The organism is Sphingobacterium sp. UBA6317 (genome assembly GCF_002440385.1).
GTDB classification, from domain to species: Bacteria; Bacteroidota; Bacteroidia; order Sphingobacteriales; family Sphingobacteriaceae; genus Sphingobacterium; species Sphingobacterium multivorum.
Map to the genome: position 1 here is coordinate 94658 of NZ_DJTD01000039.1, position 21886 is coordinate 116543.

A 21886-nucleotide genomic window follows, 5' to 3' on the forward strand; every position below is an offset into this window, starting at 1 on the left:
GAAATTAGATCGTCAATAAAAACTCTTTGATCAATTCGGCAGTTTCGATAGGTTTTTCGGCAAGAATAAAATGGCCACAGTTTTCAATTTTTTTAAATGTTAGATTACAGGTGATTTCCGGTAAAGAATGATGCAATAGGTCATAACCACTCGCACCAATCGCTAGGACTGGCATTTCTAATTTATCATAGCTCCCGTAATCTTTAATATCTTGTGGAAAGGCCTGATACCATGCATTGGAACTACGAATGGCATCCTGGTTGTCATACGCTTTACTATACACCGATATATCAAATTGGCTTATGCTATCTTTATTAATCAGCAGGTTGTCGAATAACCAAGAGATGACGATTGACATGCGTCCCTCAAGCAACTTTTCTGGCAATTCTTTGACTTGGTTGAAAGCTAGCCACCAGGGATATAAATAACTGCTCCCTAAAATAGGTAACATCGGAAGCTGATACATGCTTGGGTCTGGATGTGGTGTATCCAGCAGTATCAATTTGCTTGTTGCTTGTGGATAATTACAAGCAAAACTAAAAGCGACATGTGCACCGATATCATGACCTGCAATACAAACGCTGTCGAAGCCTAAATGCTTGACTAATTCGTAGATATCCTTGGCCATGTTCTTTTTATCGTAACCATTTTCCGGTTTATCCGAGCTACCCATCCCTCTAATTTCAACAACAAATACTTGGTTCTCTTCTGCTAATATTGGCATGACATGATGGTAAGCCCACCATGTTTCTGGATAACCCGGAATAAGAATTATGGGGTCTCCTTTGCCCCCTTGAACATAATGGATTGATAGGCCATTTATTACAATAAAATTGTTTGTGAAGCCGGGTACAAGTTTAATAAGTTCTTTGTCGGAATATCCTATTTTCATGATAAAAGATAATTGATAGTTACCATTGATTTTCAATAGACAAATTTAAACTGTATTTTTACAACCCACAAGTATGAAGTATACTATATACTTTTATTATTTTTTTAAACTATTGATTATCAAGTGAAATTAATTAGTCAACTAGCGAAGGAAGCGAACATGCCTATTGGAACTATACGCTTTTATGAAAAGAGCGGACTCATTTCTGGCATGACAAAAAAGGATGTAACTTCCAACAAGTACGTGTATTATGACGATGAAGTAACCGAAAAACTGAGGTTCATAAAGATGGCGAAAGCTGTAGGCTTTACCTTAGCTGAAATTAAACAGGTTATTGATGCATGGTATCAAAAAGAGCTGACTCAGGCAAGTAAAATGGAAGTGCTTGATCTTAAATTGCAACAGATAGACACTAAGATAAAGGAACTTAAGCTAATGAAAAAACAAATTGTACGATGTAAAAGCAATATCGAAAATGGTTTAAGTCGATAACCTATAAAAAACTTTGCGAAAAAGAAAATGATGAAGGAATACAGCATTGCTATTGGACTGTCAATCGTATTGTGTCTAATTGCCTTTTTTATTAGAGATCGGTTTTTGGTGTTTTTTACCACCGAAATAATAGGTGAAAGCCCTTTGCTTAATAATAGTTGGCGCCTACCCGGTCAGGTTTTGCCAGCACTGATTTTTATTTTCTCTTTTGGGATTCTTCCTTTTCTGTATCTGTCAGTCAAAAATTATTGTAAAATATCTTCGGTAAGAAATCAATTGTTTACTATACTATTGATCTGTACGTCAGGATCTATATTTTGTGGAATACGCGTGATTTATTTAAAATTTAAAGTTGCTCAGATACGTGACCTATTAAAAAGGGCCGAGTTTGCTTCGGATAGTGATATACCTAGTGTTAGTTTTCAGGATATGCACCTGGAGTCTTATCTCTTGGCAGGTTTACTTGTTGGCTGGCTATTGTGTATGATTATTTTTAGAAAATCTACATATCCTAAACTTTAGCTTTTAAACCCACCCTGAATGTTTAACGAACGGGGCATTTCATACTACGAACTGCATGAAAGTGTAGAACATCCTGCGGTGTCGTCATAGCTTGAAGGACGCTTGACGGAAAATTCCGGAAATAATTCCTGGTAAGGATTTTCTAATGCTTGCGTTAGCTTCATTAACAGTGCTGTTTTTCCGGCACTAATTTCTTCAATACATTGGTAAAGAAGATAGTTTCGCAATATAAATTTGGGGTTTGTTTTTTTCATTAATTCCACGGACTCAGCTTTTGAAATAGCATTTGAATTCAGACGGGATCGATAGTTTTCCATGAAGTCTTTCAGTCTGCTGAGCTTTTCTTCATTTAAAGCGCTGTAAGCTACCGGGCTGAAATGTTCCTGTAAATCAGTTTCTGGTGTTGTTTTCTCCAGTTGATTGAAGAATAAGGTATGATCCAATGCGAGGTCCTGCATTAAGCTCTGCCAGTTATTAAAAAACACCTCATCCTCTTCTTTTAGTTCATCAAATCCGAATTTTTTGCAGAGCATTCTGTCATGAGTTTCCCAAAAATAAACGCCAAAATTATTTAGGGTGTTTTCAAGAAACTTTTCATCGTTGATGATGGGCTGGAGGGTATTTGCGAGTTTCCATAGATTCCATTGGGCAATCTGTGCCTGCTTTCCAAATGCATATCTTCTTCCCGGTAGATCCGTAGTATTCGGGGTGAAATTTAAATTATATTCATCCAGCATTGAATAGGGACCATAATCGATCGTTAGGCCTAAGATGGACATGTTGTCTGTATTCATTACCCCATGTACAAAACCTACTCTGAACCATTCTACCATTAAGTCTGCTGTGCGGATACATACATTCTCAAAAAAATCTTTGTATTTCTGCTGATCGGATGAAACAATTTCAGGGAAGTAATTTTCAATTGTAAAATCAAGCAGATCCTGTAATAACGTATGTTCACCCTGAGCAAACATCAGTTCAAAATGCCCAAAGCGAAGGAAGCTTTCGGCAGTTCTGATCACTACGGCTCCTTTTTCGTATTGTGGATTGCCGTTATACATGATATCCCGAAGAACATCTTCTCCTGTAAAGGCCAGGCTTAAGGCCCTGGTGGTAGGTATGCCTAAGTGATACATGGCTTCACTCATAAGGTATTCACGTACAGAAGACCGCAATACGGCTCTTCCGTCTGCACGCCTTGAATAGGGTGTTGCACCGGCTCCTTTCCATTGTATTTCGGTCTTCTTACCAGCAGCATTAGTAATTTCTCCCGCCAGAATGGCCCTGCCGTCGCCCAGTTGCCCGGCCCAATTACCAAATTGATGTCCGGCATAAGCTGTAGCGTAGGTCTGAATATTGTCGGGTAGGTGAGAGCCTACCAGAAAGTTAAGATCCTTTTCTTCAAATTTACCCAGCCCTATTTCCTCAGCAAGAGCTTCGTTAAAAGCAATCCGTTGAGGCTGTTCAAACCCTGCAGGTTCAATCGTAGCAAATAGCACTTTTGGCGTGCCTCGCTGTGTAGGGTTATTGGAAAAATCTCCAGGGAATTTTTTGAGGAAAGGTTGTTTGATCTGTTCAATATTCATACAGCAAAGATATTAAATCTAAAAGATAAAGACCTTCCTTTTTTATACCTAGATGGTGTCTTAATAATGAGTACATAGATAGCCAAAATAAAGAGCCGATAGCTAATTATTGCAGTGAATGAACATTTTATGAAGACAAAGCCTGTCTAAAAGAATATAGCCTGCTGTTTTTATCTAGCACGATCGTAAGCCTTTTTCAAGAGATAACAGGCATAGGCAACATCTTGCTTATTGTGAAGATAAAAACTGATCCAGCCTGAATTTTTAAACACATGGTGGTCCTTAATTTTTCCCTCCATCATCAATGATTTTTTTAGCTCTTTATTTAATAAAATGTCCACTAAACCATTGCTATGGACATGTGCAAATTCCTTTCCCAAATAATTGAACGCAGTCCCACCATATTTATGTATCCCAATCGTCGTCCCGGGCATTCCTTTTACATTTTCTTCCAGGTCATCGATCCAATTTAGCAGTTCAGGCTTGGCAATGAACATCCAAAATCTCATGAGACTATCAAATAGAATGGCTAATAAGGGGATATCCTTTAAAAAGCCAACTCTTTTTACCACAAAAGAAAACATAGATTATCGCTCGCTTAAAAGTTTAATATGCTCCATGACTCGGAAATGGACATTCCTAGTGATACTTTCTGCCCAAAGGTCATAGTACCAAGTCGGGAAAACATGGAGATTATACCAACTGTTCCCAATAAGGGTAGTGGTACCATTTCCATTGTCTTTCAATATAAATTGACCTCTTTTGATATCGATATGTCCCATGATTTCAGGGTCTTTGGGTTGATCAATGATATCAAAAATTAAGTTTTCATTGACGTCAAATTTTACAATCTTCTCATCGAAAACATACCCGTTGCTAAAAATACATTTTCGGTTTGCGCCCAGTTTATGTTCACTTACCGTTGTAGCCATGGGGCTCGGCATTCCTATACTAAAAAGCCAATAGTTTTCCTTCTGAGATATGGGATCGAAGGCGACCACGTGTTGCCATACTTGCGTTGGACTCGCATGAATTAAGATCTCATCGGAGACCATATTTTCATGATGGTGATCAGTCAGGGAGTCGACAATAAAAATTCCAAGTAAGAGGCTAACAATGCTTATATTCAATTTTTGATTACTCTTTTTAAACATTGACCTTCCAATAAAGGCACCTGCGATAACAAAGCCAAAGATAAGAGGTGAAACAATTAAGAGGCAAATAATGCCCTCACCTAGGAATATAAAGCTGAGTAAGATAGCCATAAGGCCACCCAAGATAGAACATGCGGTTATTTGTTTACCTCTCATGTCAGTATCTTTCCAACACCAAGCCATGATAATACCCATCAACAGTGGAATAATCACAAACTCAGAAAAAACAAGTACCCCTGCATCCTTGGGCAGCAATGAAGATTGCATACCAATAATTAGAAATGCAAAAATGTTGGCGATTAGAATTCCCTGAACTGTTTTAGAACTTCGTACTTTATAAAACGTTTGTTTCAAACTCATGATACTTGATTTTTATGTTCATAAACCGGTTGTGCTAAAACTTTGTGTGGCTAAGGTATTAAATAATTCGCTATTTAATAAATTGTGGCATGCTGATAAATATGATGCTATTCAATTGAAGCTGATCAAAATGTTACAAATACAAAAATGCCGTTGCGTTGGATGTATCCTACTGCTGAATTCGATACAAATCGCGAAAAAGTTGATGAAGCAAGTCAACGACAATGTGTTGGAGTTGATAATGTGGATAAAATTATTTGGTTATTACAGAAATAAGTAAGAAACTCGCTTATATGATAATGGTAGAAACCGCTCTCGGCAAGAACGTTGCGGTAATACTTTCCAGTAGAAATAGACAACTCCAATGAAATTAAGAAAGATTATATTGCTTTTAGTGATAGCCCTTTTGGGGCATACACTCTTCGCTCAGGCAAAAAATGAGGTAAAAGTACTGCAGATCAACATTTGGCAGGAGGGGACTGTTGTGCCCAATGGGTTTCCTGCGATAGCAGACGAAATTATTGCCAAGCATGCAGATGTCGTTCTATTTAGTGAAGTCCGCAATTACAAGGGAACAGATTTTATTCAGCGTATACTAACGGAACTCAAATCTAAAGGGGCAATCTATTTTGGCCAGTCCAGTGATGCAAAACTGGATGTCGGTTTTATTTCCAAATATCCGATTGAATCACAGCATGCGCTTTATGAAAAAGATAGTACCATGGGCGGTGTTTTAAAAAGTAAGATCAAGATTGGAAAGCGTTCTTTTGTATGCTATTCTTTACACTTGGACTACACAAATTACGCATGCTACTTGCCGCGTGGTTACGATGGTTTGACCTGGGAGAAGTTAGATCGTCCTGTTTCAGATGTAGGTACCATTATTGAGGCTAATCGGAAAAGCAAACGTGATGAAGCTATCCAAGATATCCTGAGCGACGTAGAAAAAGAGGATCAATCACAATCGTTTATTATTGCAGGTGATTTTAATGAGCATTCACATTTGGATTGGACATTGGCTACAAAAGATCTTTTCGACCATCGTGGGGCAGTGGTTCCTTGGGACTGTTCGGTTTTATTAGAAAAAGCCGGATTTATAGATAGTTTCCGTCAATTATATCCCAACCCGGTCAGTCATCCTGGTTTTACCTATCCTGCTTTTAACAAGGATGTTCCCATTGGGAAATTGGCATGGGCACCCACAGCGGATGATCGAGATCGGATCGATTATGTTTATTACCGCAGCAAAAAACAGTTGAAACCAGTAAAAGCTAACATTGTCGGTCCTGTAGAAACCGTAAAGTATGGACAGAAGCAGGAAAAAGATAGTGAAGATAACTTCTTGCTGCCCGAAGGTGTGTGGCCAACCGATCATAAAGCGATGTTGGTTATGTTTAAATTCTAGAGCATTAATAGCCAAATGAAATATACCGAAAAGACTGTAAGTGCCTACGAATGATAATTTATCTGCAGCGAATTATAATTGGTTCGATTTTCAATTGGTTGTACTATTAAATTTGTGTTTAAAATGATAAGTTTATCATGAACAAATCAAGCTAATGAAAAAGATTAAAAGGTTCGTTTTAGTGGTTGTCGTTCTATGCGTAGTAGCCCTGGTTGTTGTGGTGATAACCAATAGCAATGTAACGGCTAAAATAGATTCGGTGATTTTCACTGAACTTAAGGATGTGCCAAGAACCAAGGTAGCCATCATTTTTGGCGCTGGCATCAATGGTGATCAGCCAAGTAGGTATTTGAAAGATAGACTCGATGCTGGGATTTCGTTGTACAAAAACCACAAAGTGGATAAAATATTGTTGTCGGGAGACAACGGAAGAGACGAGTACGATGAGCTTAGCGTAATGAAGTTGTACTGTCAGAAAAATGGCATCGATACCGCTAAAATTTACATTGACTATGCTGGGTTCGATAGCTACTCGACCATGTACCGGGCAAAATATATATTTAATGTTGATACGGCAATTTTGGTATCTCAAAAATATCATCTAAATAGATGTGTTTATCTGGGTGATAAATTAGGCATAAAATCATTCGGTTATAGTGCCGATCGAGGAGTTTACCCTGGATATAAATATTATGCATTTAGAGAAAAACTATCGGTAACGAAAGCGGTTTTGGATGTAATGAGAAATAGAAAACCAAAGTATTTAGGTAAGCAGGTGGATGTAAACGGAAAGTCGAATTATACGAAAGAATAATTTAGGAGATTTTACGGATTGATAGACCAATTATTATCGTAAAATTCAGCAACCTCCTAAGAACAACCAGGAATAAAAAAATTAAAGGCAATGTCTCCAGTAGTTTGCGGGAATCATGTTGAATAAGTATTTTCGTATATATTCCAATTTGATATGAAATTCCTTTTAACCTTTATTTTTTGTTCCTGGTTTTCTTTTTCACTATTTTCTCAGGTTGGGAAAGTAGGTGGGCAGAAAGATCAATTTAAAGCAATTGATTCTGTTCTCGGCCAAGTTTTAAAAGATCATCATGTGGCGGGTTTTGCCGTTGCTGTTGTAAAAGGCGATAAAATAATTTATAATAAGGGATTTGGCTATCGTGATTTCGCGAATAAAAAACCTGTTACACCGAATACGCTTTTTGCAATCGGTTCGAGCTCCAAAGCTTTTACCGCTTCATTGTTAGGTTTGTTGAGAGCGGATGGCAAACTGACATTTGAGGACAGAGCGGTATCTTTACTGCCTGCGTTACGGTTTTACAATGATGAGATGGATAATCAAATCGTGGTTAAAGACCTAATGGCGCATAGGACAGGCTTGTCCCACTATGATTTATCTTGGTTTCTGTTCAATAGTAAAAATAGAGATAGTCTGATTTCACGGGTCAGATTTATGAAACCCAGTTCAGGCCTGCGCATGAAATGGTTCTATAATAACTTTATGTACCTTGCTCAAGGAATGATTGTGGAGCGATTGAGCGGTAAGACATGGGAACAAAATATACAGGAAAAGTTTTTTACTCCCCTAGAAATGACTCGTTCTAATACCGATCTCTTAGCATTTCAACGGGACAGCGATGCTTCTTTGCCCTATACACTTTCCAAAGATAACACGATAAAACTGATTGATTATTATAATATTAGTGGTATGGGGCCAGCAGGAAGCATAAATAGCAGTGCTAGTGACATGTCTAATTGGCTCAAGGTTTGGCTTAACCAAGGTTATTTCAATGGGAAAGAAATACTTCCTGCAAATTATATAAATGAGGCTGCGAGCTCCCAAATGGTGATGGATGCCGCTTTACCGGACAAACACAAAGATGTTTTCCTTTCCAATTATGGATTAGGCTGGATGATTGGCTCCTATAGAGGACATTATCAAGTAGAACATGGTGGAAATATTAACGGATTTTCTGCGAATGTGGCATTTTTTCCAACAGATACACTCGGAATTGTCGTATTAACCAATCAAAACGTGTCTAAGGTCCCTACGGTGGTCAGAAATTCTATAGCGGATATCCTTTTTGGCTTGGAACCAATCGATTGGAATGGTGAAAAAAAGGCTGAAATCGATTCGCTGCGTCATGTTAAAAAAGAAGAAGAAAAGTTGCCCATTCCAGCGACGAAACCTTCCCATTCCTTAAAACAGTACACTGGTTCTTTTGAGAATCCTGCATATGGAATTATTGAGGTAAGGCTTAAGGATAACAAGCTATACAGTGAACTCGGTTATGAGAAGGTTGTCCTTATCCACCGACATTATGATGTTTTTGACCCAAGGTCTGTCGATAAAAATGGTGTAGCAGATCCTGAACCAAGTAATCTTCTCTTTAACTTCTTTAGCGATGTGGACGGTCAGATTCAAGGTATAGGAATTCTGTTGGACGGTAGTGAAAAACCGGTTATGTTTGATCGTAAATACAGTCCTGTTACTGCATCGCAGTAACCGACCAATCGTATGGAGCAATAACATGAAAAGGAGGTGCCCCGATGGCACTCCTAAGCCAGCTGCCACAGAAAAGATTAGCTGTCAAATTGTATTTGACATACGAAAGCAGAAGATTGGGTGAATTTAAAAATGGGGACTTTAATGAATCTTAAGTATTTGAGATTTAATCCCTGATAATTTATAGACGCATTATGAGATATTCACCTGTAAAAATAATACTAATTGAGGTCGTACTTTTGATGGGGTGTAATTTCGATAGGGAAAAACAGTATTTTCTGGAATTCAGAGAAGAAAAGACAATAGCATCCATGCCCAATGATATTTATCTCAACGATCAAAAAATAGGAACGGTGGATCGGGTATTATTAAAATCAAAGGTTCCAACTTTCAAGGTGACCTTATCTGATCCAATACCTATACATTCAACTATTGAATTAACTGAAATGGATCTGCTTGGTAATCACAGATTATTATTGAAAAAGAGTAGTGCTGAAAGAATATATCATCATAATGACACCATTACAGGTTTTTTAAAATACATTAAACAAAAAAACATAGACCCAAAACTGCGGGATAGTATTTATAAATCAATTCGCGAGGGGAAGGGGATCCTTCAATTTGATACTGAGTAGTTTCCCCGCTTTGAATATTTAAGCTTTTATACCTATTTTTATTACTTGTATAAGGTGCTTATTTCCGTGATATCTCGGTAACCCAAGTGAAAAAATCAGATCTTATTGTAACCTAAATGACTTCTTTACCGAAGCTCTTATTGATTGGAAAATTCTTCTTATGGAGGGGAGGTCTTTATGATTATGTCCAGAACAGCATAGGCGCTCCGGATATAAAGGTAACCGAGTTAAATACTCGCAAAATCTAGCAGGATTGCTTTCGTCAAGTTATGGCTACTACGAATCAAGACAGGTACGTCTGAGCTTCAACTAATAGGTTCATTTATGGCGCGACTAAGGATCAACGTAATCGCAAATCGACTCTCGAAAGCGAATGCGGTCGGATACAATAAGATAGAGTCCGGCTATGTCGACTTTGTGTTTATACCTTTCGATATAAGAGCGTAATTGTGATGAGCGCTCAAATGATTAAATCCTGATCCTGGCGTATAGTTTACCAAGTGAGCGGAGAGTAATACTGTTTTTGCATTTTTTTAAAATTAATAATTATAGAGTTTTGTAAGTATAAACGGCAGATCATGAAAAAAAACACGTTTTTACTAATCGCTATATTCTTTTGGATACCCCTTGTTGCTCAGGTTAGCAGCAAGGGCGAACAGTATTCAATAGACAAAAAGGTAGAATATTATTTAGGGAGTATAGATATTGCAGGAATAAGCATCGGTGCCTCCTTCGATAGCCTGAGTAAAATTAGGAGCTATGCAAACAGGTTTCCCAACATAAGCAACCAAGCGCTGACTTATATCAATAATGGAAATAGGGTACAATTCAAAATTCGTACTAAACTACTTTCAGGCATAAAGAACTATCGCTTTGCTGTTGTCGATGATTTAAAAAATACGTTGTTATCCGGACGCTTAGAGGACCTGACCTTTAACAAACACGGCTTATTTGGTTATATAGCAGAATTGCCAATAACGGAGATCCGAAATAAGACCATTTCTGTAACCTTATATAACGAAAAAAATCCTTCAGAACAGGGAAGCGTGATTATATATAACACAGCGATCCCAAAAACTGATATTATCTTTCTTGGAAGGGAGCTAATTGATAGATCAAATCGATCTGCGGTTGAAATGAAAACAGATGCCTCGAAAATTATCTTGGACAATGATGTTACAGGTCTGAAGGTTGCAGTTAGAAAAAATGATTACAGTTCCATTTACTCGTTATTGGTAAAAGAAAAGGAAACTGGCAACATTGTATTTAAAAGTAATTCTTGGAATTACAGTTTTTACACTGTAGATGGAATAGAGCAACCGAATATTTCAATAGGTCGGGAGAATTTCAAAAATTCTGGAGAATATGAAATCATTATTCGACCACAATTAGAGAATATGACGGAGAAAGAGATGGAATCGTCTAGTTTTAGACAAAATGTCAAAATACAAATTGATAGAACTTTCTCTATGCAAGATATGATCATGTGGTCTCTATCATTAATTATTATCTTTAGCATTATAAGCTTTCTTCTAATTTATGCACTGCGTAGAAGAAATAGAAAAAAAATCCGAGAAGAGAGTTTAAATAAAAAAATATCGGAAACTAAACTGATCTCGATTCAGGCGCAACTCAATCCTCATTTTCTTTTCAATTCGCTCGCTATCATTCAGAGTTTTATAAATAACAATGATGTGGACAATGCAAATAGGTATTTAAGCAAATTTGCCCGTCTCACCCGAAATGTGCTGGATAGTGAATCGGTAAATACACTCACGGATGAGCGCAATCTTTTAACCGATTATCTTCAGATGGAACAGCTACGATTTGGTTTTGAATATGCGATTGATGTTAACGATCTTGATCCTAATAACATCGAAATACCAACAATGCTCCTACAACCATTGGTTGAAAATGCCATAAAACATGGGATATCAGAATTGAAGGAACGTGGAAAGGTTAGCTTATATTTTGAGAGGAGGGAGAGTGATATGGTAATAACTATATTGGATAATGGTCGAGGGTATGATATAGCACATACACCATTCGGGTTAGGAGTCAAGTTAACGAATGAGCGTATACAGCTTTGGAATGAATTGCATGCAGAGACAAATATTTTCATAGATACAGAATCTAAAAGTACGGGGACATGCGTATCTTTAATTTTTAAAAACTGGTTATTATGATACGTGCAATTTTAGTGGACGATGAAATTTCAAATACCAAAAATTTAAAGGCGCTATTGGCTAAGTATTGTCCACATGTTGAAGTTGTGGCAATTGCAAATACGATTACTGAAGCAGCGAGCTTAATTAAAAATAATAGACCCAATTTGGTATTTCTTGATATAGAAATGGGGAGTCAGACAGGTTTTGACCTGCTTAAGGATTTTGAAACAATAGACTTTCAGGTGATTTTTGTTACAGCATACAACCAATATGGTATACAAGCCATAAAACATGCGGCATTAGATTATCTTCTAAAACCCATTGATATAGACGAGCTCAAATTGGCCGTTGAAAAGGCTTGCAAAAAAGTAAGTACAATAGTGCAGAATCCCGGGGTAGAATTTCTGATTCAGCAGTTGACATCGAAACAGAGGGTGCCTCAGAAGATAGCTCTTGCTTTTCAAAACGAAACTCGATACTTACTCATTAGCGATATTATACGTTGCGAAGCAGACGATACATATACCGTATTTCACTTACTAAATGAAGAGAAAATAATTTCTTCAAAACCGTTAAGAGAATACAGCGAAATACTAATTCCACACAACTTTATTCGAACACACCAAAGTCACCTTATAAACCCTTTTTATATCCAAAGTTGGCTTAAGGAAGACGGCGGGACTTTACTATTGGCAAACCGTGAGAAAATACCAGTATCTAAACCAAACCGTGAGCGCGTAAAAAACGCTTTGGCACAATTGTAAAACAACTTGGACCTGCAAAAATGGGAAACGGGTATGCATGAATTACGCTCAGTATACGACAGTTTACCCCCGAATGAAAAAGCAAGTTGTCTTATTTGGGGCAAACATTACTCGCAGGAGGGTGCAGTCGAACTGATGAAGAGTACATATGGGCTTCCGAACGCCTTTTGTTATCACGGTAGCTTCTATAACTGGGCACCGACAGGCCGGATGCCCCAAACGGTGATTGCCATTTGTTATAACGATACCGGTGACAATTTCTTTTGTCCTTTTTTCGAAAAAGTTGTTCCTGTGCGAAAATTATATAGTCCCTATGCAAGTAGCGAAGATTGGGTGCTGCAAACGATCTATCGCTGTAAAAAACCTAAGCAGGACTTTAACAAAATGAAAGATTTGTTTAAAAGTTGAATATTTGAATACTCATGCTGCTTACTTTATTTGACTGGGCTGCAAGAAGTATAAAATTGTATTAAGAAGGGGCTATCTAACCTTTAGATAACCCTCGCACGTTAAGCTCTTCGTTGCTATTGCGCTAAATCGATTGAATTTGTCTAATCATTTGGTTGGTAAATCCCCATTCGTTGTCGTACCAAGCCATCACTTTTACCAGATCGCCATCGACAACTCGAGTCATTTCTAGATCTACTGTCGCTGCAAATGGACTTTTGATAATATCGGTAGATACCAGGGGCTCGTCGGTTACCGTTAGCATCTTTTTATAACGATCAGTTTTTGATTCTTCGATCAAAATTTGGTTGATCTCTTCGATTGTGGTGGATCTTTCTGCAATAAAGGTAATATCGGAGATAGACCCTACTGGAACAGGTACCCTAACAGCTATACCGTCAAACTTTCCGGCATATTGCGGAAGTGCTTTTGTCGTCGCTATTGCAGCCCCCGTGGCCGCGGGGGCAAGGTTAATGCCTGCAGCCCGTCCCATACGCGGTTCTTTTTTTGATGGAGCGTCGACCAATGCCTGTGAAGCTGTATAACCGTGTGTCGTATTCAGTATTGCTTTTTTTATTCCCAGTCTCCTGCCCAATATTTCGATTACTGGACTTATATTGTTTGTCGTACAGCTTGCGCACGAAAAGACAGAAACCCTTCCATCTTCAGTATTTACCCCATGGACCACTGTCGGCGTATCTTTAGTCGGACCCGAAATGACGACAAATTTTGCTCCAGAGGTCAAATGTTTTTCAGCGTCCGCTTTGTTTGTGAAAATACCCGTACTCTCTATAACGATATCCGCTTGTATATCTTTCCAAGGTAACTTTTCAATCTCCCTGATACTTGTATATTTAACCACCTTTCCATCGACCACAATTGTATCTCCTTCGATACGCACATCTTTTTCATATTTCCCATAGTTACTATCGTACTTAAGCAGATATGCGGCGTTTTCAATACTCATCAGATCATTAATTCCAACGACCTCAAGATCGGCAGTTTCTGTTATTATTTTTAAGGCAGCGCGTCCGATGCGACCAAATCCATTAATTGCTATCTTTTTCATCCTATTCCTTTTAAATCTGTTTATATTATTTCTTTTGTTTTTATATATAGACTAAGTTCTTTTTTTTCTCGAAAAAAAAGATTGACATGGATCAAGAATTTGCTCTAGCTACCGTTACCCCGTTAGTTTTCAAGGATTAGGGGACGATTGCAGTTGATATGGGCCTATCGGTATTGAACTATGACAGAGTTCTGACCATAATGCGCAGATCAAAGGGAATACAGGCGGACTGTAAAGTTTTATTCCTAACTTCATTTTAAACTCCGTAGGTCTCATGTTGGTAAGCAGATAAAAGTTATTGCTAAAAGCCGCTATATTTGAATAACCAATTTCGTAGGCAATCTCAGTCATATTCAAATCTGTATCGTTGATTAATTCCATTGCCTTAATAATCCGTAGCATTTTTAAATACTGAACAAATGTAATGTGCAGTTTATGCTGGAATAGTCTGGTGAGACTACGAACACTCATTCCCGATTGCTGCGCAATCATTGCTAAGCTTAGATTTTCATTTAACCTATTTCTAAAACTGTCGATTATGGTATTGAGCCTTTGATCGTCTGTTGTTGGAAGTTGAATGGAGAATTTTTTGAGATTTTCTTTTGATAGTAGGCCTTTTAGCGTAATTAAAAATTCAAATTCCCACGAACCTTTGTAATAATTACCTTGCCACTTCTCACTAAATGAAAGCATTTCTGCCAGCAGCTTACTCACCGGATAAATCCCCAACTCCTCATAAAAATTACCAACACTTTCCTCCGGAAAATAAATATTGATAATAGACAGGTCCTTGGTGTTGAACATCAGGTTGTGCCGATAATTTTTTGGTATCCAGATATAATGATTTGAGGGAATATAGAAATCTTTTTCGTCAGTCTGCAGGTAAGCAATCCCGCCATAAACCAATAACAACTGAGCCTTCTTGTGCTGGTGGGCAGGCAAACGTTGTTCTGTCTGCTGTCGCATCACCAGGATAGAATCAGGATTTTGATCAACAATATGTATGATTTGGCTCAGAATTTCCATATGGCCAAATTTAACAAATATTAGGCTAATTATATAAAATGATACTTCGCCATGCTGGATACTTTTGCTATGTAATAATAGTAAAGTCATTATGAAACATAAAATCATAACATCGCGCAAAGATTTTCAACTTGAAACACAAGACCAAAAGTCTGCTAATAAATTACATCATTCAGATGAAGGAATTGACAGTGCACATATTTTCTGGTTTGCTTATGGGTATAACTATGCTTTTATGGCAATGGTAGATTTAACTTTTGCTTTTGATGAATTGAAAAAGATTGTAAAACCATGGCTAGTAAAAAGAAAGAAATATATAAACAAAACCGATGAAACAATATAAAATAGTCCCGATTTTGAGCTTATTGTTAACCCTATTTGTACAATCACTCTATGCCCAAAATATAGCTAATGAGCTGGTATTAAGCTTGGAAGAAATTTGGAAAGTAGCCGAAACAAATAACCGTCAACTGAAACTATCCGATCTACATCTTCAGCAGAGCAATTTGGAAATATTGGAAGCGAAAGATCGTTTGTTGCCTGAGCTTTTTGTTGGCGGAGATGCAAAACTCAATTCCAAATTCCTGATTTATGACAATGGATTATTCTCTTCTCCACAGGATGTGCCGGTAAAAGGTTATGGTTATAGCGTGGGTTACAACCTGAACGTCAATCTTTACAATGGTGGTAAGGACAAAAGAAACATCGCCATGAAAAAGGAAGAAGCGATACGTACACAATATGAAGTCGATCTGCAAAAACACAACATAAAATACAATGTTGCAGCTGTTTACTTTGATCTGTATAAGTTTCTGCATTTCCAGGATTTTCTTGCGGCAGAAATTGAAGCCGAAAAAAAACAATTGACACTGGTAGCAAGCTTGCATAAAAATGGCACCGTGCTAAAGAGCGATGTACTAAGAACCTCCGTGAAATTAGCGCAACTGGAACTCAGCCTTTCTGATATCGCGAAGAAGATTGAAATCGCTAAACAACGGCTCAATATCCTGATGGGGAAAGAAAATGATGCTGAGCTTGCAATAAAATACCAAGATACAATCGAGTTAAAGGCTATCACTCAAGGTGGTTATGAGGATTATCTAGACATCGCATTTAACAAATCGCCGGAATACAAGATAGCCTATAGCGCTGTCAAATTGAGCGAAATGAACATCAAGCAGGTAAAAGCGACGCTGTTACCCAAAATCTCCTTGTATTCAACTTACAATTACACCTATCCGCAGATTTCATTTTATCCATATTCGAATGATCTATGGGGATTTGGTCAGACCGGGATCAAAGTCCAGTTTCCTATTGATAATCTATACAAAAGCAAGCATTCCATCGCTCATGCTCAAGCGATCAGTAATGAGGCAAGAGAAAAAGCAAATATTAAAAAAGAGGAGATCTACCTTGAGGTAAAAGAGGCTTATTTACAGCAAAAACAGGCCTTGGAAAGCATGGAAACAGCGGAGCAAAATATCATTAAAACCGCCGAAACTGCTCGTGTTATCAGAAGTAGCTACTTAAACCAGGAATCCCTTCTGACCGATCTTCTGGAAGCCGAAAATGCTTTGTTGGAAGCTAAATTTAATCTGACAACAGCACAAACAAACGTTAAACTTAAGCATATCAGGCTATTGGCAATTATCGGAATTCTTTAATACAAATATCATGAACAAAAATAAAACAGATAAAATTGTTGTAAGCCTAACCAAATGGCTCGGTATCACATTATTCGTGGGAATTATTATTTGGGCAGCTGTTTATTTCTTCGAAGGATATCGCTATGAACAGACCAACGACGCTCAGATTGATGCCTATCTTTCCCCGATAAACGCAAAAGTAGGGGGCTATATCCGTAAAATATATTATAAGGACAATCAGCAGGTAAAAAAAGGCGATACCCTTGTAGTGATCGAACAGGACGAGTATGGGTTAAAGAGAGATGCTGCGTCAGCAGAACTCATGAGCGCGCAGGCCAAATTACCGATCTTGGCGGCAAGCGAGGAAACGCAGGTTAAAAGCATTGCCGTCATTAAGGCCCAATTGGAAGGTGCTAAAGCACGATTGAACCAGCAGCAAAAAGAATTTGACCGCTATAAAAATCTACTGGCGGACGAATCGACCACACAACAAAAATTCGACAACATCAGTGCTACTTTATCCATCACCCAATCAGATTATGACCAGACCAAAGCTTCTTTACACGTCGCTGAATCCAAATTAAATGATTTCAGGGTACAGCACAATGCCATAAAGGCAGAAATAAAGATCAAAGAAGCACTTCTCAAAAGGCAAGAGTTGGATATTCGATATGCCGTTATCACAGCACCTTTTGATGGACAAATTGGGAAAAAGACCATTCAGGCGGGACAACTGATACAGCCCGGACAGACATTGGCATTCTTAGTGAACAGAGCCGAGGAAAAGTGGGTAATGGCAAATTTTAAGGAAACACAGATTGGGAAATTCAAAATCGGTCAAGCGGTATCTATTGAAGTCGATGCTTTTCCGAATGAAGAATTCAAAGGTACTATCGAGTCCCTTTCGCCAACCACAGGATCCCGGTATTCGCTGCTTCCGCCAGATAATGCTACCGGTAATTTTGTTAAAATCATCCAACGTATTCCTGTTCGGATTAAACTGATCGATATACCCGAAAAATTAACTAAGCTATCTGCCGGAATGAACGCAAATGTTTACATTTTAAAAAATTAACGATGCAAGTACACAAAATACCAATTTTTAAATCCTGGGTATCCGAATGGATGGCAAGGTCTGTCATATTTGCTATTCTCATGACGAGTCTGTTTAGTTTTGCCTTTTACGGAAGTCCAGGTGCCGCGATGGGCTTTTACGGAATACAAGCTACCGATGTACAATATGGTATGGTCGTTATCTATGGTTCAACCGTAGCTTTCCTGGCGCTGGATTTTAGAATTGTAAAGTATTTCGCACCACGGGAATATCTACTGCTGGCACTTGGGGTAAATGTGCTATGTGCTGTGGTTTGTTTTTATTTCAGAGATTGGATATTATTTGTTTTCTGTCAGTTTTTGCAGGGCATTACCTGTGCATTAATGTCGGGCATTGTGTTACAGCTTATTTTTCCAAGGTTACAGTCTGTACGTGCCCGTGTGATTGCTTATAGCCTCCTTTATGGCAGTATACAAATAGCGGTGCCATTTTATTCCATCTATATCAGTGTCATCCTTTATTTCTTTGACTTCAACTGGATATTCTACGGATTTGTTATTGTAGTCATTATGCTGACAAGTGTTGTTTTACTTACCATGAACGGTAAGGCCAGGTTTACCAGAAAAATACCACTGTATCAGGTGGATTGGATCGGCTATTTATTTTATGTGTCCTTTATCTTGATCGTAGGATACATCCTTGTGTACGGACGTCAACTGGGATGGTTTGATAGTTCATTAATCAGCACACTTTGTTTAGTTAATGTAATTATTCTTTCTCTTTTTATTAGCAGAGAACTAAAACTTAAGCGACCACTAATCAATTTACAGATTTTTAGGGCAAAGAATTTCGTTATTGGACTTTTGCTTCTTTTTACCTTTTATATTTTTAAAGGAAGTACTGGGCTAGCCTATGGTTATCTTGAAGTAATTTTAGGAAACCATCCATTGAGTACCATTCCCGTATGGATTGCTGTAATTGCTGGAACTACACTGAGTATGTTTATCACTTCTCGATTTGTCTTGATGGGGTATAACCTGATCAGGATGATTATTGTTGGTTTTGGGTTGATGGCGGTATATTATACCTATATGATACTATTTGTTTCTGTACAGGGTGAAACAACCGACTTCCTTCTGCCTATGTTTTTGTATGGCGCGGCAACAGGGGTGTTGTTTGTTCCGATTGTTTCATTTACCGCCGCGTCAGCACCTTCCAAAATTGCCATCAATGCCGCTCTGATTGGTATATTTTCAAGGTTCATAGGATTTACAGCTAGTCTGGCGCTTAACAACGAACTTCAATTATTTGCAAAATCATCCGTAAGGGAAAAAGTTCGGGAATCACTCACGGAGACGAACCTTCAATTGCCTGTTACCTTATTGGATATTCAGGCACAATACGCAAATGCAGGCAGCGATATATATACGTCCAAAATAGTATCCTCGGGCTACTTGAATCAGATGGTAGGTCAGCAGATATTGGCTCGTGCTATTAGGGATTATTATGATCTGATGTTAACAGGTTTAATTTTTGTCATTCTTATTTTAGTACTCTGGCCTCAAATTCAAGATGTTGTTTTGAAACTAAGAAAGGGAAATGTTCCATATTAAGATATTGATATTTCAGAAATTATCATCGCGAAATATTCTCCAACTATGCGAAAAGAATCCGGGCGTTTAAATACGCATATTATGACACAGGTAAATGGAGAAATCCGAACAAAGGGAGCAACTTCTTTCAATAGTCGATTATCGTTAATTTTGCATGCAGGATTTGGTATGGGACCCCGAGCTTTTTAAGAACAGCAATAGAAGACACAATATGATAATATGACGGATGCACTAATAAAATATCTATTCTCGATAGGAACACTGTCAGCTGACGAAGTGAATTTTTCTGTTCAGTTCTTCAAACCACACGATTTGAAAAAGGGTGATTTTTTTATTCGTGCGGACGAACCCTGTCGTCATATTGGATTTATATCCAGTGGTGCGGTAAAAGCATATGCCGTCGACAAGGAGGGGAGAGAAAATATAACCTGTTTCAAATTTGAAAACGAGTTTGTAACTTCATTCCCGGAGTTTGTCGCTCAGGAAAAATCCAGAAGGAGTATCAGGGCTGTAGAAGATAGTATAATTCATCGGATAAACTATGCTGACTATCAATATCTGCTTGGTCGAGTGACTTCTTGGAACAAGGTTATACAAGCTGTGATGGAACGGGAATATATCCAAAAGGAACAATACCTCCTGAATTACAATAATAAGTCAGCGCTCGATAAATATCATCATGTTCTTTCGAATGAACCAAAGCTCGTTCAGCGCATAGCGACACAAGACCTCGCCTCATATCTGGGCATCACGCAGCGATCTCTTACAAGAGCGAAGGGACAAATACATCGCGCCAAAGTATTATAGGACAAATGTCCTTATTTATTTCTATAGAGTGCCATAGTTTTGCAAAAAAAAGCTATGTTACATCAAATTGCCCAAGAAGTTTTTCATGTACCATTGATGCCACGAAATAGTATCAACTGCTATATAGTAGAGGGTGTGTTGGTTGATTGTGGGATACGCAGTTCATATAATACGGTGAAGGGAGCCCTTCAGAAAATACCCGTCCATCAACATGTGCTTACGCATGCCCATGCAGACCATCAGGGCTGTAGTGATCAACTATGTGATGAATTTGAAATACCTTTACTTTGCCATGAAAATGAAATTTTTAGGACTGAAACAGGTATGGTAACTAATGACTATCCAAATCCCAAACATTGGTTAGCAAAACTTCAACAAAAATACTGGGCGGGGCAGGGCCACAAAGTCGATGGTACACTCGTTGAAAATGATAGCATTGGAAACTTTCGGGTCATAGAAACTCCAGGCCATTCAGCCGGTCATATTTCTTTATTCCGTGAGCGGGATGGTGTATTGATAATCGGGGATGCTGCTACAAATATGAACCTGCTCACTACAGTGCCTGGCCTAGGGCTCCCTCCAAAAATATTCACGTCGGATCAACAGCAAAACATCAGATCGCTCCAAAAGTTAGCAGGATTAAATCCTTCTATGATATGCTTTGGTCATGGCCCGGTCATGCGAAATACGGACCGAAAGTTTGAGCAATTTGCGGCCAAATGTGTATCGTGGTTTAATTCGTAAACTTCCAGTACAGACTCGTCAAGTAGGGAATTACAAATGAATAGACAGTATAAAACTCTTTTTTGAAATCCAGTTTTTGCGATGATTATCTAAAGATTAACATCCTGAAAATGGATATCTTCGTAGATTCAATATCGATTGGCCTTGAAGCCATATCAAGATATCGTATCCACTGTCATAACTGTCCCAAAGAAAGACTGGAAACATCTTATTGCCTTAGAAGTTTCAAGTAACTTAATATTATTCCGCTGTGCTCGGCTTCGTGAAAGTTAGCGGCTTGAAGCGCTTGGATATGATTATTGATGGAGAAGCCAATTGGTAAGCTGAACGATTGGTATTCAACAAATATACTTGATGCCAGGTCTTTATTAAAAGGAAGAAAGAGAAAGAATAGCCAATATTTTCAATGAATTAACTGTAGCATTATATAATCTAAATACGTTCTTTGGAATAAGTATAACCTAATCAATAAATCTGGCACACAGATGAAAAGAAGATCGGCATTAGTTACATCATTAGTCGTCGGAATTGCAGTAATTTTTTCCTGCAGTAAAGATGAAAAGTTGCCAATGGCATCAATTATTGGTAAATGGGAGATAAAAGCTTCCATAAATGGATTTACCGGGCAACGGGAAAATTTTGATAAAGGAAATGGTAAAATTGTACAATTTGGCGTGAAAGATTATTATTTCATGATGGGTAACAACACGACAAAAAAGGGGCTGTATTCCATTGAAAGAAAGCTAAGTAAAATAACAGGGAAGGAAGAATCGTATATCATATATGATGATGTCAAAGATGGCGTTCCACAGATTTATTCCGTTAGTTCAGAAGAATTGATCCTATCAATCGATGCAATGGATGGACCTACCGCTATTTACAGAAAGATAGATTAGCGGACATCCTATAGTCAAATTTAACGTTGCCGTATATAATGAGCGCATATTACACCACGTCTTATCAAAAGTACAATGGAGCGTATAG

21 protein-coding genes are annotated in these 21886 nt (G+C 38.1%); 15 read left to right on the top strand and 6 right to left on the bottom strand.

The genetic code is table 11. From position 1 onward, the window contains the following. Positions 1-4 precede the first annotated feature (4 nt). Positions 5-892 carry an alpha/beta fold hydrolase gene (locus B3E92_RS12480; protein ID WP_286896976.1) on the bottom strand — a complete coding sequence of 296 codons (888 nt, stop codon included), beginning with the start codon at positions 890-892 and terminating at the stop codon, positions 5-7. A 123-nt stretch (positions 893-1015) separates the two neighbouring features. Between B3E92_RS12480 and B3E92_RS12485 the strand changes: the two genes are divergently transcribed. After that, a complete protein-coding gene (locus B3E92_RS12485) occupies positions 1016-1384 on the top strand; it encodes a MerR family DNA-binding protein (protein ID WP_070568534.1) in 369 nt (122 codons plus the stop codon). Between the two features lie 566 nt (positions 1385-1950). Here B3E92_RS12485 and B3E92_RS12490 read toward each other — a convergent pair. The 3 genes from B3E92_RS12490 to B3E92_RS12500 form a co-directional block, all read right to left on the bottom strand. Next, positions 1951-3492, bottom strand: a complete 1542-nt coding sequence (locus B3E92_RS12490) for a protein adenylyltransferase SelO (RefSeq protein ID WP_286896978.1) — start codon at positions 3490-3492, stop codon at positions 1951-1953. Positions 3493-3662: 170 nt separating this feature from the next. Continuing rightward, positions 3663-4064, bottom strand: a complete 402-nt coding sequence (locus tag B3E92_RS12495; RefSeq protein WP_139145064.1) for a luciferase family protein — start codon at positions 4062-4064, stop codon at positions 3663-3665. A 15-nt stretch (positions 4065-4079) separates the two neighbouring features. After that, entirely contained in the window at positions 4080-5006 is a 927-nt protein-coding gene (locus B3E92_RS12500; protein ID WP_070568525.1) for a hypothetical protein, read from the bottom strand. Between the two features lie 364 nt (positions 5007-5370). Here B3E92_RS12500 and B3E92_RS12505 point away from each other — a divergent pair, with 364 nt between their 5' ends. The 7 genes from B3E92_RS12505 (at position 5371) to B3E92_RS12535 (ending at position 12904) form a co-directional block, all read left to right on the top strand. After that, positions 5371-6411, top strand: coding sequence for an endonuclease/exonuclease/phosphatase family protein (locus B3E92_RS12505; protein ID WP_286896980.1), 1041 nt, complete (start codon positions 5371-5373; stop codon positions 6409-6411). Between the two features lie 154 nt (positions 6412-6565). Further along, entirely contained in the window at positions 6566-7225 is a 660-nt protein-coding gene (locus B3E92_RS12510) for a SanA/YdcF family protein (protein ID WP_286896982.1), read from the top strand. A gap of 153 nt (positions 7226-7378) precedes the next feature. Continuing rightward, positions 7379-8929 carry a serine hydrolase gene (locus B3E92_RS12515; protein WP_286896985.1) on the top strand — a complete coding sequence of 517 codons (1551 nt, stop codon included), beginning with the start codon at positions 7379-7381 and terminating at the stop codon, positions 8927-8929. A 194-nt stretch (positions 8930-9123) separates the two neighbouring features. Then, positions 9124-9564: a hypothetical protein gene (locus tag B3E92_RS12520; protein ID WP_286896987.1), complete on the top strand. Its 441-nt coding sequence runs from the start codon at positions 9124-9126 to the stop codon at positions 9562-9564. Between the two features lie 578 nt (positions 9565-10142). Continuing rightward, positions 10143-11750 (top strand): sensor histidine kinase, encoded by a 1608-nt coding sequence (locus tag B3E92_RS12525; RefSeq protein WP_286896990.1) that lies wholly within the window; start codon positions 10143-10145, stop codon positions 11748-11750. Continuing rightward, on the top strand, positions 11747-12496 hold the full coding sequence (locus tag B3E92_RS12530; RefSeq protein ID WP_070568500.1) for a LytR/AlgR family response regulator transcription factor: 750 nt from the start codon (positions 11747-11749) through the stop codon (positions 12494-12496). The genes B3E92_RS12525 and B3E92_RS12530 overlap by 4 nt, the downstream gene beginning before the upstream one ends. Before the next feature lie 33 nt (positions 12497-12529). Next, positions 12530-12904, top strand: coding sequence for a hypothetical protein (locus tag B3E92_RS12535; protein ID WP_070568498.1), 375 nt, complete (start codon positions 12530-12532; stop codon positions 12902-12904). 124 nt (positions 12905-13028) lie between these two features. On the opposite strand, the gene B3E92_RS12540 is transcribed toward B3E92_RS12535, so the two are convergent. Beyond that, positions 13029-14012, bottom strand: coding sequence for a type I glyceraldehyde-3-phosphate dehydrogenase (locus B3E92_RS12540; protein WP_286896993.1), 984 nt, complete (start codon positions 14010-14012; stop codon positions 13029-13031). Positions 14013-14141: 129 nt separating this feature from the next. Further along, positions 14142-15038, bottom strand: coding sequence for an AraC family transcriptional regulator (locus B3E92_RS12545; RefSeq protein ID WP_286896996.1), 897 nt, complete (start codon positions 15036-15038; stop codon positions 14142-14144). A gap of 91 nt (positions 15039-15129) precedes the next feature. Between B3E92_RS12545 and B3E92_RS12550 the strand changes: the two genes are divergently transcribed. From B3E92_RS12550 to B3E92_RS12580, 7 genes are all read left to right on the top strand, one after another. Then, entirely contained in the window at positions 15130-15381 is a 252-nt protein-coding gene (locus B3E92_RS12550; protein ID WP_286896998.1) for a hypothetical protein, read from the top strand. Then, positions 15368-16702 carry a TolC family protein gene (locus B3E92_RS12555; RefSeq protein ID WP_286897000.1) on the top strand — a complete coding sequence of 445 codons (1335 nt, stop codon included), beginning with the start codon at positions 15368-15370 and terminating at the stop codon, positions 16700-16702. Before B3E92_RS12550 ends, B3E92_RS12555 begins: the two co-directional genes overlap by 14 nt. Before the next feature lie 10 nt (positions 16703-16712). Beyond that, positions 16713-17759, top strand: a complete 1047-nt coding sequence (locus B3E92_RS12560) for an HlyD family secretion protein (RefSeq protein ID WP_286897003.1) — start codon at positions 16713-16715, stop codon at positions 17757-17759. 2 nt (positions 17760-17761) lie between these two features. Continuing rightward, positions 17762-19351 carry an MFS transporter gene (locus B3E92_RS12565; RefSeq protein ID WP_286897005.1) on the top strand — a complete coding sequence of 530 codons (1590 nt, stop codon included), beginning with the start codon at positions 17762-17764 and terminating at the stop codon, positions 19349-19351. A gap of 219 nt (positions 19352-19570) precedes the next feature. Beyond that, positions 19571-20158 carry a Crp/Fnr family transcriptional regulator gene (locus tag B3E92_RS12570; protein WP_286754522.1) on the top strand — a complete coding sequence of 196 codons (588 nt, stop codon included), beginning with the start codon at positions 19571-19573 and terminating at the stop codon, positions 20156-20158. Positions 20159-20212: 54 nt separating this feature from the next. Further along, entirely contained in the window at positions 20213-20902 is a 690-nt protein-coding gene (locus B3E92_RS12575) for an MBL fold metallo-hydrolase (protein ID WP_070568485.1), read from the top strand. A 485-nt stretch (positions 20903-21387) separates the two neighbouring features. Then, positions 21388-21798, top strand: a complete 411-nt coding sequence (locus B3E92_RS12580; protein WP_286897009.1) for a hypothetical protein — start codon at positions 21388-21390, stop codon at positions 21796-21798. Positions 21799-21886: the final 88 nt, after the last annotated feature.

Excerpts from the sequence above, each read along its gene's own strand:
- B3E92_RS12480 (WP_286896976.1), bottom strand. The coding sequence starts at position 892 with ATGAAAATAGGATATTCCGACAAAGAACTTATTAAACTTGTACCCGGC.
- B3E92_RS12490 (WP_286896978.1), bottom strand. The coding sequence starts at position 3,492 with ATGAATATTGAACAGATCAAACAACCTTTCCTCAAAAAATTCCCTGGA.
- B3E92_RS12500 (WP_070568525.1), bottom strand. The coding sequence starts at position 5,006 with ATGAGTTTGAAACAAACGTTTTATAAAGTACGAAGTTCTAAAACAGTT.
- B3E92_RS12505 (WP_286896980.1), top strand. The coding sequence starts at position 5,371 with ATGAAATTAAGAAAGATTATATTGCTTTTAGTGATAGCCCTTTTGGGG.
- B3E92_RS12510 (WP_286896982.1), top strand. The coding sequence starts at position 6,566 with ATGAAAAAGATTAAAAGGTTCGTTTTAGTGGTTGTCGTTCTATGCGTA.
- B3E92_RS12515 (WP_286896985.1), top strand. The coding sequence starts at position 7,379 with ATGAAATTCCTTTTAACCTTTATTTTTTGTTCCTGGTTTTCTTTTTCA.
- B3E92_RS12520 (WP_286896987.1), top strand. The coding sequence starts at position 9,124 with ATGAGATATTCACCTGTAAAAATAATACTAATTGAGGTCGTACTTTTG.
- B3E92_RS12525 (WP_286896990.1), top strand. The coding sequence starts at position 10,143 with ATGAAAAAAAACACGTTTTTACTAATCGCTATATTCTTTTGGATACCC.
- B3E92_RS12530 (WP_070568500.1), top strand. The coding sequence starts at position 11,747 with ATGATACGTGCAATTTTAGTGGACGATGAAATTTCAAATACCAAAAAT.
- B3E92_RS12535 (WP_070568498.1), top strand. The coding sequence starts at position 12,530 with ATGCATGAATTACGCTCAGTATACGACAGTTTACCCCCGAATGAAAAA.
- B3E92_RS12540 (WP_286896993.1), bottom strand. The coding sequence starts at position 14,012 with ATGAAAAAGATAGCAATTAATGGATTTGGTCGCATCGGACGCGCTGCC.
- B3E92_RS12545 (WP_286896996.1), bottom strand. The coding sequence starts at position 15,038 with ATGGAAATTCTGAGCCAAATCATACATATTGTTGATCAAAATCCTGAT.
- B3E92_RS12550 (WP_286896998.1), top strand. The coding sequence starts at position 15,130 with ATGAAACATAAAATCATAACATCGCGCAAAGATTTTCAACTTGAAACA.
- B3E92_RS12555 (WP_286897000.1), top strand. The coding sequence starts at position 15,368 with ATGAAACAATATAAAATAGTCCCGATTTTGAGCTTATTGTTAACCCTA.
- B3E92_RS12560 (WP_286897003.1), top strand. The coding sequence starts at position 16,713 with ATGAACAAAAATAAAACAGATAAAATTGTTGTAAGCCTAACCAAATGG.
- B3E92_RS12565 (WP_286897005.1), top strand. The coding sequence starts at position 17,762 with ATGCAAGTACACAAAATACCAATTTTTAAATCCTGGGTATCCGAATGG.
- B3E92_RS12570 (WP_286754522.1), top strand. The coding sequence starts at position 19,571 with ATGACGGATGCACTAATAAAATATCTATTCTCGATAGGAACACTGTCA.
- B3E92_RS12575 (WP_070568485.1), top strand. The coding sequence starts at position 20,213 with ATGTTACATCAAATTGCCCAAGAAGTTTTTCATGTACCATTGATGCCA.
- B3E92_RS12580 (WP_286897009.1), top strand. The coding sequence starts at position 21,388 with ATGAAAAGAAGATCGGCATTAGTTACATCATTAGTCGTCGGAATTGCA.